The 15,745-nt window shown below is 37.2% G+C and carries 12 protein-coding genes; 4 read left to right on the top strand and 8 right to left on the bottom strand.

Translation table 11 applies throughout. The features are described 5' to 3' along the window. Positions 1-16: 16 nt before the first annotated feature. Together ompR and HRT55_RS05600 are read right to left on the bottom strand one after the other, a co-directional pair. Positions 17-739 carry a two-component system response regulator OmpR gene (ompR, locus tag HRT55_RS05605; RefSeq protein ID WP_291612228.1) on the bottom strand — a complete coding sequence of 241 codons (723 nt, stop codon included), beginning with the start codon at positions 737-739 and terminating at the stop codon, positions 17-19. A gap of 379 nt (positions 740-1,118) precedes the next feature. Continuing rightward, positions 1,119-1,562, bottom strand: coding sequence for a hypothetical protein (locus HRT55_RS05600; protein WP_291619525.1), 444 nt, complete (start codon positions 1,560-1,562; stop codon positions 1,119-1,121). 443 nt (positions 1,563-2,005) lie between these two features. Here HRT55_RS05600 and HRT55_RS05595 point away from each other — a divergent pair, with 443 nt between their 5' ends. Then, positions 2,006-2,488 (top strand): TlpA disulfide reductase family protein, encoded by a 483-nt coding sequence (locus HRT55_RS05595; protein ID WP_291619522.1) that lies wholly within the window; start codon positions 2,006-2,008, stop codon positions 2,486-2,488. Positions 2,489-2,533: 45 nt separating this feature from the next. On the opposite strand, the gene HRT55_RS05590 is transcribed toward HRT55_RS05595, so the two are convergent. Together HRT55_RS05590 and HRT55_RS05585 are read right to left on the bottom strand one after the other, a co-directional pair. Continuing rightward, positions 2,534-5,683, bottom strand: a complete 3,150-nt coding sequence (locus HRT55_RS05590; RefSeq protein ID WP_367241064.1) for a lantibiotic dehydratase — start codon at positions 5,681-5,683, stop codon at positions 2,534-2,536. Positions 5,684-5,721: 38 nt separating this feature from the next. After that, positions 5,722-6,936: a lanthionine synthetase C family protein gene (locus HRT55_RS05585; protein WP_291619520.1), complete on the bottom strand. Its 1,215-nt coding sequence runs from the start codon at positions 6,934-6,936 to the stop codon at positions 5,722-5,724. Between the two features lie 197 nt (positions 6,937-7,133). Here HRT55_RS05585 and HRT55_RS05580 point away from each other — a divergent pair, with 197 nt between their 5' ends. The 3 genes from HRT55_RS05580 (at position 7,134) to HRT55_RS05570 (ending at position 7,914) form a co-directional block, all read left to right on the top strand. After that, positions 7,134-7,352 (top strand): hypothetical protein, encoded by a 219-nt coding sequence (locus HRT55_RS05580; protein ID WP_291619518.1) that lies wholly within the window; start codon positions 7,134-7,136, stop codon positions 7,350-7,352. A 46-nt stretch (positions 7,353-7,398) separates the two neighbouring features. After that, on the top strand, positions 7,399-7,611 hold the full coding sequence (locus HRT55_RS05575; protein ID WP_291619516.1) for a hypothetical protein: 213 nt from the start codon (positions 7,399-7,401) through the stop codon (positions 7,609-7,611). A 93-nt stretch (positions 7,612-7,704) separates the two neighbouring features. Beyond that, positions 7,705-7,914, top strand: a complete 210-nt coding sequence (locus HRT55_RS05570; protein WP_291619514.1) for a hypothetical protein — start codon at positions 7,705-7,707, stop codon at positions 7,912-7,914. Positions 7,915-8,266: 352 nt separating this feature from the next. Here the strand turns inward: HRT55_RS05570 and HRT55_RS05565 are convergent, their stop codons facing one another. The 4 genes from HRT55_RS05565 to HRT55_RS05550 all read right to left on the bottom strand — a co-directional run bounded on the left by HRT55_RS05565 (position 8,267) and on the right by HRT55_RS05550 (position 15,593). Further along, positions 8,267-10,390 carry a peptidase domain-containing ABC transporter gene (locus HRT55_RS05565; protein WP_291619512.1) on the bottom strand — a complete coding sequence of 708 codons (2,124 nt, stop codon included), beginning with the start codon at positions 10,388-10,390 and terminating at the stop codon, positions 8,267-8,269. Further along, positions 10,390-11,634 (bottom strand): HlyD family efflux transporter periplasmic adaptor subunit, encoded by a 1,245-nt coding sequence (locus HRT55_RS05560; RefSeq protein WP_291619510.1) that lies wholly within the window; start codon positions 11,632-11,634, stop codon positions 10,390-10,392. Before HRT55_RS05560 ends, HRT55_RS05565 begins: the two co-directional genes overlap by 1 nt. A gap of 232 nt (positions 11,635-11,866) precedes the next feature. Continuing rightward, positions 11,867-14,566, bottom strand: a complete 2,700-nt coding sequence (locus HRT55_RS05555; RefSeq protein ID WP_291619508.1) for a family 20 glycosylhydrolase — start codon at positions 14,564-14,566, stop codon at positions 11,867-11,869. A 190-nt stretch (positions 14,567-14,756) separates the two neighbouring features. Next, complete coding sequence (locus tag HRT55_RS05550) at positions 14,757-15,593, bottom strand: mechanosensitive ion channel domain-containing protein (protein WP_291619506.1); 837 nt, start codon at positions 15,591-15,593, stop codon at positions 14,757-14,759. Positions 15,594-15,745: the final 152 nt, after the last annotated feature.

Genomic DNA, 15,745 nt, shown 5'->3' with positions numbered 1-15,745 from the left:
CGTCGCAAGTAATTAGCTAGGCTGGAGTACCATCAGGTACAAAAACATACCCTAAGCCCCAAACTGTTTGCAAGTATCGTGGTTTAGCTGGATCAACTTCAAGCATACGGCGCAAACGAGACACTTGGACATCAATACTGCGTTCTAAGGCCGAGTAATCTCTACCACGGGCAAGGTTCATCAATTTATCACGTGATAATGGCTCTCTAGGATGGGTAACTAATGCCTTTAATACCGCAAATTCTCCACTGGTTAATGGCATGCTAATATCACCTTTTTGCATCTCTCGGGTGGCCAAATTTAACTCGTAACCACCAAAGCTGACAATGTTTTCTTCTAGTGAAGGCGCACCTGGGGCTTCTTGAGTTCTACGACGCAATACCGCTTTAATTCGCGCTAGTAATTCTCTTGGGTTAAAAGGTTTAGGCATGTAATCATCAGCACCTAGTTCTAAGCCAATAATTCTATCTACTTCGTCACCTTTTGCCGTTAGCATAACAATAGGAATGTTATTTGAATTTTGACGTAAACGGCGGCAAATGGATAAACCGTCTTCACCTGGTAACATTAAATCTAACACTAATAGGTGGAAATTTTCACGTTCGAGTAAGCGATCCATTTGTTCTGAGTTAGCGGCACTACGCACGGTAAAACCTTGTTCCACTAAATAACGCTCTAACAATGAGCGTAAACGCATATCATCATCTACTACTAAAATTTTAGGGGTTTCTTGAGGCATATTTTATTTCACCTTGCTTTGCTTGTGGTTCATTAAATTTATAAAGTTAACGCTACTATAATTGATATTGCTTACAATAAGAAAGTGGCAAGAGTAAAACTCCCTAAGTATTTGTTACAATTTATGTAATTCCTAGGTCTGGGAGGTCATTTAACCTGAACTCTGGATAATGAGTATTTGATGTTTAAGTGAAAACAATAGCTTAGATTGTTAAGCACAAAATTAACCAGATTAAGTAGCGATATACTCTATCAATGTTTCAATTTATTCGATTATCAAGGCAAAACGTTTATGAATAACGGGTTATTTATCGACATTTTAACGCTAAGAATCGGATAAAGGGGAATATTGAGCAAGTGCTGCTTATCCATAGTGCAGATTACTTAAGATAATGAATACTTTGCTGGGTGACACATTGAGTGAAGCTTTTTTTACGTTCTTCATGAGATAACGAAGACATCGCTTGTTTTACTAAATGCATTTTTTGCTCACGTTCTGCTTTTGGCAAATGGGCTAGTTGCTGATGAAAACAACCAAATAGGCCAAAATTTAAAGCAACATCCGATTGCATCGTATCCTCACCTAAACAATGAGCTAACTTCTCCGCTAGGGTATTTTTATCCATCTCACTAATTAAATGACTCAGCTGATAGTCGACCTGGTCCGTTTTTCTTGCTTGATTGCAGCTAAAGAACATATCGGCAACCGCGACAATGGGTATTAGTTGCTGATGTTGTTTGCTAAAACGATTTTTTAGCCATTCATTATGGGCTTTATCACTGTCATCAGCAGGACTAGTAGTCATTGTCGAATTAGTTGACACAAGCCACCATGCCTGACTTGGCAAAGCGTAACAAGTAAAAACAATTAGTAATATTTTTAACTCTATTTTCATATAATTAGGCTCTAGCCATCGGCAGTAAATTAAATCACAATGAGGATATTGTGCATTACTGGCAAAACTAAGTATATACCCAAACCACTTGCAGGTGCAGGTTTCAGCTGGAATTAGAGATGCCTTTAGGCAAGGCATTGATTGAAGAGAATGGTTGTTCCCTTATCGAAATCAATAACGTAGTATAAAGCATATCTAAACCAGCCTACGGGGACGCCTGAGAAATCCATCCTCTTCGTTGCCTCCTTTTTTAAGGGAGTAACCATTAATAAAAATAGGCGCCTTGATCATGAATCGCTCAGTCATCCTGAAATATACACCTTCAAATGGCTTGGGTATTTAAGTTACATATAAAGAATATAGGAAAAGGTATGCCCTATTATCTAAAGTCCTGGATAAAGACAGTATTCATCAGCTTGTTATTGATACTTAGCATTAACTCTTCTAATGCTAGTGCCAATGATGCCACGTTTGAGTTTGAACAAGCTATGGCGAAAAACATAGGCAAAGTCGTTTATTTGGATTTTTGGGCTTCTTGGTGTGTGCCTTGTCGAAAGTCCTTTCCGTGGATGAATGCCATGCAAACAAAGTATCAAGCGCAAGGCTTGATCGTGTTGAGCGTTAACCTAGATGCGCGACCCACATTAGCTGAGCAGTTTTTACAACAAACCCCGGCAAATTTTGCCATTATTTATGATGCTAAAGGCAGCTTAGCTAAAAAATTCCAGCTAAAAGGCATGCCCAGCAGTTACTTATTTGATCGCCAAGGCAAACTCATTAGTGCACATACTGGTTTTAATGGTAAAAAGCAGCAAAAGTATCAGCAAGAAATTGAAAATGCTTTAACAAAATAAATATGATTATTGAGCCCTTAGATCAGGGCACAGTAGTTTCACCCGCTATTTATGACGATTTTTCCCGTTAGAAAAATATACCCGCCTTAAAAAATCATGCATAACAAACTCTTGCTCACGACCATACGCTTTAAACATACGATTATTATGCATATGCAATAAAGAGGATAAAAGTGAGTCTTTAGAGCAATTTAATCCCACTTCAGATGAATACATCGCATTGAGACTATCAACAAAGCAACTAACTTCTTGCTGCCATTCATTAATTAATGGAAATATAACTTTTTGTGAGCTAGTCAATTCAGCTGATGATTGCTTAGTAATCTTCTTAATATCATCTTTTATAATAACTTCCATTTCTCTATACCGATTACCTAGCTGCTTTCTTAACATACTTGATTCATTGAATTCAAGACCAAAGCCAGTTCGTAAGTGGGAAATCAATGCAAGTTTTTCACTGTCAGTATATTTAAACAGGTCTAATATCTTGTCGGTAACTAAAAGAGTTATTCGCCAACGAAGATCCTCCCCATGCTCTTGTATCAATTGCATAGATTTAGCTATAAGTCGGCTATCGACCATAAATATAGACTCAACGAGCTGCATTGATTCAGGCCCGCCATAACGCTCCACCTCACGCTCATAGGTAGACAATTCAATTTTATGAATTTCACCGCTTTCAACCATAGGCTCAAGTAATTGATTCAGTTTAGGTAAAAGTTGACCATATAATTCACTTGGTTGTCCATTAAACCTGAGTCTTAAGTGCCAGCTAGGATCACCGTAACGAATGAAGAACCACTTTTTATAATTACTAGTTGACGAATTAATTAGAGGTAATAGTTTTTCAGCTAAAATAGATTCAACAGTAGAGTTACCTGAATATATTTTTAAGCTTAACCATTCAGAGCCAGGAGAAAATCTACGCTTTATAGGCTTGGCTTCAATATTCGTTTGCGGGTTCTCTTTTATAGTGTGATGAGTTTTAGCACCGCTATTAAACAGAGGAATAATTAACTCATTGTTATAATACTCACCATCAACCGATTTGACTGGTGTTTGATATTGAGCAACTAAAACTTCTTTTAATTCAATAACTGCTACCCTTCTGGTTTCAGTTAATAAAATTTCAAACATCAGAGGGTTTTTCAAGTTAAGCTGCAGAACATTATCATTAACTGCATAAGATACATTATCATCTAAGTTGTATTTTCCTTGCAAAATGGCGAGCTTGTCGTAATTAATCTCTGAATTTTTTATTACAGTTTCAAGTTCTTTTCTAGGTATGCGCCAAGTTTTTTCTGAAAGAATCAAATTATCCAGCATTATTCTAGGCACAAAACTAGCTTGGTTATAACTTGATGGCAAGGCGAAACTCGGCGCCTGACCTGATTGTTTCTGAATCATACTTAAGAACTTATATATGCTTAGACTGCGAGATGAATAGTTATGAGCTGATGATAACCTTGGAATCACTTGCTTTTTAAGTCGCTTAGACCACAATTTAACTTGACTATTTTCAACCCAAACATACAGGTCTTTAACAGGTATTTGAAAATCCTCATCAAGAGTCGAGTCAGCCATAAATACAATTTCATAACACCTTAAATGTGGCCTAGCTATAACGTTTCCAGGCCTACCCTCTGGCATGTGAACAATTTCAGCAAAAATAACTTCTGGAGAGTGTTGCTGCTCTTTTTCCAAGTGCAACTTTACTTTCTCTTCAAGTTCATTATTAAGGTGACAAAATCTCCCCAATAAATTAGCTGCTGAAGGGCCATAACAACCATTAAACTTCACTATTGGATTAGAGTACTCATCTTGATAAAGGGAAATCATAGCAGCAAAAGAGGCAGGCAAGCTATCATCAAGTGATTGACTGCTTATATGTTGTTTCAGCTCTTTACTTTTCAAAATAATAACAGATTTATTGCTATTCTCTGGCGCTGTAATGGCTTGGGTAACTAGGCTATCGATTACTGATGCTGCAGGAGTTCTCATTGCTTGAGTGCTGTTTTTAGCCAGACTTAAACCCGCTAACAAAGGTGCTTCATAGCCTGTTTCATTAGAAAAGCTAATACCTGTTTCGTCATCTAACAACTGCTCTAAAGGCACTAATTGCCCTTCAAACCTAGCATCAAATTTAGTAATAAAATCATTAAAAAAATCATTACTACTATGGCTGAGACCTTTAAGTAAAGTTAATTGCTTAATTAACTTAGCGACAATTTCCAGATCAAGGTTGCACTGCTCAAAACTTCGATATATATCCGCTTGAAATAATTTTCCCTCGTCAGCTTTTATTGGCAATTTATTGAGGTGCAGGCAAATATTTTTATAATCTTCAACCTTTCCCACTTTTCTTGTATCAATATTATTCAATTGATGCAGTGTAGTATCAAGATGATCTGCAAGGGTTGTTTCGCCAATATTATTTAGCGAGTCGACTAAAGCACTATCTGATGACTTTCCTGTCAGTGGTAACGGAATATCCGCTAATAAAATCGATTCATCAATAAGTTGCTGCACATAAGCTGTAACATCTTCTTGCTCAGCTTCTTCATATTTGGCTAAAAAGGATTTAACCAATTGATTAAAGTTTGATCCACCTTTAGCTTGCTCAAATAAAAATAAAAAGTATTCGTCCGCATCAATAGCACTTAACCGATATTGGCGAGTTTCTTTTGACTGGTAGGCTTCAATGTAGCGACACTGTTCGGCAACAAAGTAGTGTGAAGGGTTGGGGAAATAATTTAATTTATCACTATGGGCATTAGATTTAAGTAACTGCTCTTTTATGGCCGAGAGGTAAAACATATCTAGTCGTGTTTTGCGGCTATCATGCTCTAAAGAGTGGCTTAATAATTGAGTTTTTGAAGTCACTTTTCCTAAATGAATACCTGAAAACAAACCAAAAGGTGTCGGTCTAGAGCTCATGCGGATCATATATTTCAACAAAGCTTGTTCTACTTTTCTGCCTTGCTTAGAATCTGGTTTGTTTTTCCAGTAATCAATTCGTTCAAGTAAGGAAGGCGTAGCAAGGTATAAAGCTTCAACAACTTCTTTTTGTCCTAACCAGTTTAATATCAACTCTCTAGTTTTATCTTTATCTTTACCCAAAGACAATATCTTATTCACTGGCATTCTAGGTGTTCTAATAACAAAAAAACCTTCATTTTTTATAGTTGTTTTCAAAATGATTTTTCCCTAAATCTTTAATTACGACGGCTAAATTACGATAATAATAAACAATCAAGCCAATCTGCTTCATCATTAAGGCAGGCTAACAAGCATAACCCTATACCTGCATACCCCTCTAAAAACCCTGTTGATTCACTTGACGTTAGATCAAAGCCCGATACTTGATAAAATCCCACTAAGCCTTTGTTCTGATATGTTTGTAAAGTAGAGCCTAGCCATTTTTCAGCAGCGATTTGAAATTCAGCTACCCGAGATTCATGAAAAAAGGCCTGAAAAATAACGGCTAAACCTGCACTACCATGACAGAGACCAGCATCATGGACCATGCCAGTTTCCTCATCTCTTTGTGATGCATGTAAGGCGACTTCTAATGCTTTATCTTGATATAAGGGTATATCGAGTGCTTTACCAACGCGAAAAAGAGTTAAAGCTATGGTTAAATCACCATAACACCAACCTAAGCGGGAAGAGTGTGCCCCATTACTTGTAGAAGAAAAATAACTTTGCTTATCGATGCCTTCAAGTTGTTGTTGTAATAACCAGTCACAACTTTGTTTGAGCAATTTTTGACTACGATAGAATAACGAAGGAATGGTTAATGCCGGTAGTATGGCTGCAATAATACCAACAACGCCATGGGCTAAACCAATATTAAATTCTGCTTTATTAAGATCAGATTTATTCAAGCGAAATATCGAGTGTTGTGGTTGTTGCCAAGTCAAAGTATCTTCAGTTACTTGTGTGGCTAAACCTTCGTATTGACTAATAAGTTTTTCATAAAAAATAATTTGTAGTGATTTTTTCTGGCGCCGCGCACTATACACAGATAAACCACTAAGGCCTAGCACCATCTCAATTTCACCTGCCCAGGGGCTTATACCTACAGTTTCCAATAAAATTCGGTCGATATCTTCACATAAATCGATATCATAGTTTCCTGCTTGCGCTTGATTGATGTATTCAAGGAACCAACCGATGCCCGATAAACCAGAACTTAAGTTAAAGCCAATGGCTGGTGACAGGCTATTTTGTAAAAACTGAAGTTTTATATTAAAAAGTTCTTCATTGACAAGCTCAGGGGCGAACTGACTTACCTTATATAAAAATAATAACTCTCCGGCAATACCACTATATAAACCAATATTGTTTTCATTTTGAGGTGAACTTTCAACTGTAGAAACTAAGATTGATAAAATTTTTTTTATCTGATTTTTTTTCGTAATTGATAGCTGTATTTGACGTGACATAATCCTTTCCCACAACCTATTCCATGAGTGTTTCTAGTAAAACAAACTAAGAAACAGAGTGTTAACTACAGTAACAAAATATTTACTTATTGCAATAGCAACATTTTTAACTACTTGACAATATTAAATAACTTGCTAACTTACCTGAGTGTTTTTTAAGCACGACAACTCATTAAATGGAAAAAAGGATGAAATTAATGAAATTACAATTAAATAAAAAGAAACTAAAAAACCTCTCAAAAGATGCACAAATTTTGCCTAATGATATGACACCAAATGTTGCTGGTGGAATGTATACAGATGATTGCAACGTACTTACTACAAAATGCCAAAACAACCCATCTTTAGACTCTTGTGGCTGTGCATCTGCAGGAAAACACACCGCAATATGCTGCGACAGCAATACCTGTTGGTAGTAAGTATTTAACATAGCTATCATTATATTAGAAAAGGAATAAAGTAATGAAATTACAACTTAATAAAAAGAAACTAAAGAACTTATCTAAAGACGTACAAATATTGCCAGAAGATATGACACCAAATGTTGCAGGGGGAACCCGAAGTTTAGGTGGTGCTTGCAACCCTATAATCACACGAGATTGGGGTTGTGATGCTACAGGATCCTGTGGCTGTAATTCTCAATACGATTGCACCAATACAAATACTTGTATGTAAGTAAACTAAGAAATTAGTTTGACTTCGGGAGCTACGGCTCGCTTTATCACTTACTTAGAGTGAAAGTAATAGAATTAAAAATGGAATTATCTAATGAAATTACAACTTAATAAGAAAAAGCTAAAAAACCTTTCTAAAGATGCACAAATATTACCTGAAGACATGACACCAAATGTTGGTGGCGGTACATTAAGATCTGTTGGCTGTCCTGCGACGAATATAACCATTGATTGGACCTGTAATGGTACTGGTTCATGTGGCTGCATCTCTCTTGGTAACTGTAATACTAATACCTGCTATTAGTGCTATTTTATAGTTGATACTATTGAAAGCGAGGGAGTCCACCTGAGGCTCCCATTTAATGCTGCAGATTCCTTTTAACACAATAAAAAGTATCTTATTTCCTTCCTAAACCAACCAGACTAATCAACTGTAAATTGTTAAACCCTTGGAATTATCGCTCAAATTGCCTTCAACATGAACATTCGGGTCATATTATGGAGCTACAATTCAATAAAAAATCAACTACAAAGCCTATTTATAGTTGAGCGAGTATAACCTATAACAATAGAGGTTATACTATTCATCTAAAAAATTAGTAATTCATCAAGAAAATAAAGCTAAGGTCTCCCTAGCCTGTATAGATAGACTTTTATTAGTTAGTCATCTCGTTAATTTTTGAAGAGACTTGCTGTTTTGATAAGCGTATTTCTCTGCTTGCCGAGGCTATAGTTTCTTTACGGTGGGCAATAATAATCCGAGTAATATCTAGCCGCTTAATAGCTTCATTAATATCAGCTTCAAGGGCAGTATCTAAGTGGCTGGTTGCTTCATCCATAAATAATATTTTTGGCTTTTTATAGAGTGCCCTAGCAAGAATAACTCGTTGTTTTTGTCCACCAGACAAGCTCGAGCCCATATCACCAATCAAACTGTCGTAGCCCATGGGCATATTACTTATATCATCATGAATAGCGGCCAGCTCTGCGCAATATATAACTCTTGCCATATCAATGGGGGATTCGAAAAAAGCAATATTGTCGGCAACAGAGCCTGATAACAATTCATCACTTTGCATTACAGCGGCAATTTGTCGGCGATATTGATTATGGCCAAGTTGAGCTAGCGGTATATCATCAATCAATATTTCACCTTGCTGCGGCGAAGTAAGCCCTAAGATTAACTTCAGCAAGGTTGATTTACCGCACCCCGATGGACCCGTAATAGCTACAGATTCACCCGCTTTAATAGTTAGGCTAAAATTATCAATTACATTAGGGGTTGCATCACTATAGCGATAACAAACATTTCTCAATGTTATCGCTCCTTTTATGGCTCTATTGGTTACTTGATTAGCTTCCAGGGGCTCCTTTTCAGTTAGTGCTATGTCCGCTAAACGTTCAAAATGTAAACTTAACATTTTAAATTCAATTAACTTTTCAATAAGGCTGGTCATTTTCCCCATAAACTGCTGCTTATAAGCCATAAAAGCAAACAACATACCTGTACTGAAACCACCCGAAATCACTAAGTTAGCTGCAAGGTAAATAACAACAATATTTTCTAAACCAAATAATAATCGATTGATTGAGGTAAAACTAATTTCATAGTTACCTAAACGAATGCTCTGGTTAATACTATGAGCATAGCGATTTTGCCACTGGCCTTCTCTCTTTACTTCTGAGCCAAATAATTTAATAGTTTGCATGGCTCGAACAGACTCCATAAAGTGACTATTTTCTTCTGCTTTGGCTGTTATTTCCTGCTCACTAATATTTCTAAAAGGGCGATACATTAATAGTCGAATAAATGCATATAAACATACCGTGATTAAAACCACTATTGCTAATTTAGCACTGTAGATCATAATCATGGCAAAAGTGACTATTGCCATTAGTCCATCAATAATGGCTTCGGTAATACCTGTGGTTAGTAGTTGCCTGATTTGTTGCAGCGAGCCAAATCGAGAAACAATATCCCCCATATGACGTTTTTCAAAAAATTGCATAGGCAATCGAATTAAATGATGAAATAAGTTAGCACCTAACTGGATATTCATTAGATTACCGAAGTGTAATAAGGTAAACCCTCTTAAAGCACTGGTTGCTATTTCAAATAATAAAACCAAGAAAAAGCCAATGGCCAGTACAAGTAAGAGCGAAGTGTCCGCCGTGAGGATGACATCATCAATGACCAACTGCATATAATAAGGGCTTGCCAAGACAAAGACTTGCAATAACATTGATAGGGTAAAAACTAATAATAGCGATTTTTTTAAACCTGTGATTTTGCTCCAAAAGTCTGAAAACTTTAAACTGGGTTTAGCCTCCCTTTTTTCAAAGCTACTGGTCGGTGATAATTCTAAAGCAATACCAGTAAAGTGCTTACTCACCTCTGACATTTTTAATGTTTTCTCACCGTAAGCTGGATCGTGTATTACAATTGATTTGCTACTAGCTGACTTCAACACGACAAAGTGATTTAAGTCCCAATGCAAGATGCAAGGGGTTTGCAGGCTTTGCAAATCTTCTAGTTCTATTTTCAAAGCCCTAGAAGTTAAGTGTAATGCTTGTGCAAATTGCATAATGTCATGTAAGGTGGCGCCGCCAAGTGACAAGTTAAATTTTTGCCGTATTGAGACTAAATCAGTTTTATAGCCGTGGTAATCTGCCACCATAGCCAAACTCGCTAAGCCACACTCTGCCGCTTCAGACTGAATAATAATACTCAGTTTTTTTCTCGACCAAAATTGCAGTTTATCAGTAACATCCGTTGTCATTACAATCTCCCTCCAATACTAAACACAGGATCAAATAACCAACGAATTAAGGAGCGTTCTTCAATGACAATATCAGCTTCAAGCATCATTCCTGATTTTAAAGGTATTTCTTTACCATAGGCATTCACCTTATCTGTACCTAACGCAATAACAACTCGATAAGATGGCTGTGAGATTATATTTGGTGTTTCTGTTTCTGTTGGTAAAATAACGGTAGCACTTATTTCTGCTACGCGACCATCATAAAGGCCAAACTTCTCATAGGGAAAGGCATGATACCTGATAGTTGTTGCTTGCCCCTCTTCAATAAAGCCAAATGCGGAGGTTGGTACATAAATAATCCCCTGTAACTCACTGCCTTTAGGTAAAATAGTTAAAATATTTTGCCCTAAGCTAACATTCCTGCCTTTTTTGATTAGTAGTCCAGTAATAACTCCATCGATTGGTGCCTTTAATTCACCAAGCTGTTGTTGCTTGACTGAAGACAATTGCACTTTAATGTTTTCTATTTGCCGTGATAGTTCTGATGTTGTTTTCCCTTGTTCTATAGGGAGCTGAATCAATTGATTATCAATCATTTCTAATTGATTATTTAACAGTAGGCTTTCTGACTCAATCGCGGAAGATTGTTGTTTAAGCGATAGCAAAGTATCGTCTTGCCTTTTAAGCTCTATCTCAGAGATATAGCCAGTGCTGGCTAAGCTTGATATTTGTTCAACAATGCTTTTATTGATTGCTATACGTTTGTTAAAAAGCTCATTTTGAAGCATTAACTGCTTCAATCTTTTTAATAAGCTTACACGGTTTGTTTGCAACTCTTTATTTTGCAATTCGTTTTGTAAAAATTGTTGTTGGTATAAATGTTGTAGGTTTTTAAGTTGAAATTGGTATTGATTAATCAACGACTGATTTATTTCAACGCCTCCTACACCATACTTTTCGGTTTTAATTCTTAATATGGATTGACCTTGTTTGACCGACTGCCCTTCGGAAACAAATAATTCAACTAAAACTCCTGATTGTGGGGCCATGAGCTTAACTAAGCCTAAATCAGGTTGTAATACTCCACTAACTCGTTCTTTTCTACTATATGAGCCATACGAAAGAAACACTAAGCTGATAACGACTATGATTAACAGTAATAGCGTTAGTGATTTAAATATAGGAGGCTGAACCAAGCTTATTTTACCCTCTAAGCGATGATTCTTATTTTCAATAACTTCTTGTCTAAACAGGTTTTCCATAACTTAAGTTTATTTTTTATTTTTCTCTATCCTATCACAAAAACAATAAATAAATAGTACGTAATAACTTGTGTTAGTCGTTTGCTTTCACTCTAAAAAATCACCTAATTAAAAACTTAAAGACGATAAAAACTAACTATTTTTGCTCGAAAAATCAAATGCAACAAGCCTAGTTAGCTATCGTTGAATTTTTCGATATATCCTCATTGAGTTTATGGTACCGTTCCCCCCCCTATCTTATTACCTTCATAGTTCGACCAGCCCGTTGTTTATCTAAGGTACGGGCACGAACTTGCACAACACCGCCATTTACTTTTACTGGCAATTGATAAGCTTGCCACTGACCACTGTTAACTCGATATTCAATGGGCAAACCTTTAATAGCGGTATTGGCCGATAGCACCCCGCCGTCAATTTTCGCGCCCACTGTCGGCACTCGATAAAACACCCCAGCAAGGTCTAATTTAGCTAACTCTTTTTTACCAATAGTTTGTGAAAAGGCTAACCATTTTTTATCCCTTACTTGCCGTAACTGCTGGTTAAAAACATTGCTGCCTTTACTGTATTGGCCACCGTTAGCATTATAAGGCACTTGCCAACTGGCTTGATGCCAAGCACGCTCCGCCAACGCTAACAGTCTTGGATAGATCATATATTCCGCCTGTGCATCGCTACGCACAGTTTCGCTCCACAATTGCCCTTGAATACCACTAATGCTGAAGTTGTTCGGTAGAGGTTGATGTATTATATTGCCCGACTTATCCATTTGCGGCTTATCATTAGCGATATAATTTTTACCTAAGGTGTCCAAGCGAAACTCAGCGTGAATAGGTAAATTATCAGGCATAAAATTAAATAATGAGCGGGTAGTAACGCGCCTTGAGGCCCAATGATAACCGCGCTCTTTTGGATCGACTTGATAAGGAAAATCAAAATACAGCACATCCGGCGTTGATAAAATAACATGCCAATTACGATAGGCTTGCTCACTGACTTGTTTATGAGCCCCCCATGGCAGCGCATCCCAAATATAAGAATAAACATTCGTTGGCATCTTAGTGACATCGGTTTCTTTTAAACCGTCATTCCAACCACCTACAGCAATGCCTTTACTGGCCACCATATGTGAGACACGCTCAATAAAATGTGCGCCTAAATGCTTGGCATCACCAAAATCATTACTTTTATCGGCAATCAAGGCCTGACAAACCGGTGATTCAAGCCAAGCGCCAGCGGTTTCATCTGCGCCTATATGATAAAGCGCTAACGGATGTTCAGCTTGTTGATGCAGGGCCTTTAAATCTTCTAATACCCTATCAACAAAGGCATAAGTCGACTCCATGCAAATATTTAAGGTGTTGTCGTTATAGTTTTGAATTGAGCTATAGCGAGTTTTATCATCGAAGTCGGTTAGCAGATAACGTTTAGCTGCAACTTCATTCTCCTTGTTCATATAATAATGATAACGCGCTTCCATCGCCTTGATAGCGGCTCTTGAATGTCCTGGCATATCTAACGATGGAATAACTTGGATATGATGTTTACTCGCCATACGAAGAATTTCTTGGTAATCAGCAACACTATAATAACCATCTCTGTCACTGACACCGCCGCCTAATTGTGGCTGCAGACACTGCTTATCTGATAAGTCTAAACAGCGCTTAGCGCCGACTTGCGTTAGCTCAGGTAAACTGGGTAACTCTAGACGCCAGCCTTCATCTTCAGCCAAATGAAGATGTAATTTATTAAGTTTATAGGCAGCCATTTGTTTGATCAGAGAAAAGATAAATTCTTTGCTGTGGAAGTTTCTAGCGACATCAATATGTTGACCGCGATATTCATAATGAGGTTGATCATCAACATTCACTAAAGGAACCAGTGTTGACCCCAAAGTCACTAAGCTGGCTAAGCTTTGTAAGCCATAAAATGCCCCTGTGCTATCCTGCGCCTGAATGATGATAGCGCTGTCATTAATGATTAATTGATAATGACCGGCACGCCAATCAGCATTCTTTTTATCATTCAAGGCAATAGTAATAACAACGCCTGTTTGATTTTCTTTTATACCCAGTTGCGCTAAACGTTCAAATGCGGCGGCCAATGCAACATATTTAATGTTGCCACTCAGTGTAACTTGCAAGCCTGAGGCAAGATCTAAGCGCGCTAGCTTATCTTTAACCACCACGGATTTAGGTGTAGGTATAATGGCAAAGTCTAAATGACTATCATCAAGGGCTAATTGTGGCTCATTATTATAAAGCCAGGTAGTTGATGCATATTGATTGATGTCATCGGGTGCTGATTTTATTTGTTTAACGGTATCACTAAAGGGTACCACCCAAGGTTGCAACTCTAAACCCGTTTCCGCAGCGATTTTTGTTGTCGTACTGGCGATAATCGCCGGTGATAAACCTGCTATAGCTAACCAATAATTAGGCATTAACTCTGATTCGCTAATCAGAGTGCTTTTAACCCATAATTTAATTTTTTGACTCTGGCCAGCGTTGAAGCCAGTAAAGTTATTTTTCGGCGTGATTTGATGCATATCACCATTAAGGTGTTGCAAGTCAAAGACTTCGCTGCTGCTAGCATATGCGGGGTAAACCTGGGAAAAGTTGAGCTGCCAAGCCTGAGCATCACTAAAATAAGCTTGTTTAGTGTCAGTCACAGCCATAGCTAAATCAAAATGAATTTCTGCGCTATAGCAGTATTTTACTGCCTTGCCGTTATGCTGGGGGCAATCCGTTTCAACATTACTTAAAAATTGATACTTTACCACTAGCTGACTGGCTAATTGATCAAGTTGCTGTTGATCGCTAAATGGTTTTATTGAACTGCCAGCTTGTTTGGCCGGCTGGTCAGTTTCACCACCACATGCCGCTAATACTAAGCTAGCACTAAGTAGTGATGATTTTAGAGTATTGTTAATCATATAGAGTTTTCTCATTAATAAAGAATGGTCAACTAAAGATGGCGAGCTAAAAATTCCTAGCTACTTATACCGAGTTAAGGATACCTAATTAAGAATACCTAGCAACTTACGCCGAGTTAATAAAAAAGCCTATGCCAGTAAACTGATATAGGCTTTTTAGCGCAATTCGACTAAGTACTATTGCCGATAATTAAGCACTCGGTGTTTGATGGATATGCACATCACGTTGTGGAAATGGAATGCTGATGCCAGCTTTATCAAACTCAATTTTCACTTTTTCCATCATATCGAAGTAAACACCCCAATAATCTTCAGCTGTAGTCCATGGGCGAACAAATAAATTCACTGAACTTTCACCATGCTCACCCACCCAAATATCAATGGCTTGATCTTTAAGAACACGTTCATCGGCTTCAAGTAATGCACGTAAGAGTGCTTTAGCCTTAGTAATATCATCGTTATAGCCAATACCAAAAACCATATCAACACGACGGGTGCCGTTAACATTGATGTTGGTTACACAGCCGTTAGATAACAAAGCATTAGGAATGATAATACGCTGGTTATCAAAAGTTTTTAGTATGGTATTAAATATTTGAATTTCTTCAACAATACCTACATAACTCTGCGCTTTAATGGCATCACCATTTTTAAACGGACGAAACAATAGAATTAACACACCACCGGCAAAGTTAGCCAAGCTACCTTGTAGCGCTAAACCTATAGCTAAACCTGCAGCACCTAAAACAGCAATAAGCGAAGCGGTTTGAATACCAATCATGGAAGCAAAAATGATAATTTGAATGGCTTTTAATAAAGTATTTAAAATACTTAATAAAAAGCGATGTAAGGTAACTTCAACTTTTTTCTTCGATAAGCCTAATTCAACCAGGCTAAGCAGCTTTTTAATAATGAAGTTACCAACGAGGTAAACAACAACCGCTAATAAAAACTGTACACCGAACTGTAAACCCATTTCACCGAGCATTTGCACATAATGTTCTATTTTTTCTATATTGATTTCCATGAAAATGATATCCTAAACCACGTTAAATAACAGTTAATTACCAAATTAACCTTTAGATCACAATTGTATGCTTTCTATAAAATTCTGTAAATTATATTCCACTTTATTTTAAGGTTCCAAGTGCATACCTAACAACATCTTAAATATTAATT

The organism is Colwellia sp., assembly GCF_013214175.1.
Taxonomy (GTDB): Bacteria; Pseudomonadota; Gammaproteobacteria; order Enterobacterales; family Alteromonadaceae; genus Colwellia.
Note: the sequence above shows the minus strand (reverse complement) of the source record. Positions and strands in the feature narration are given on the sequence as shown.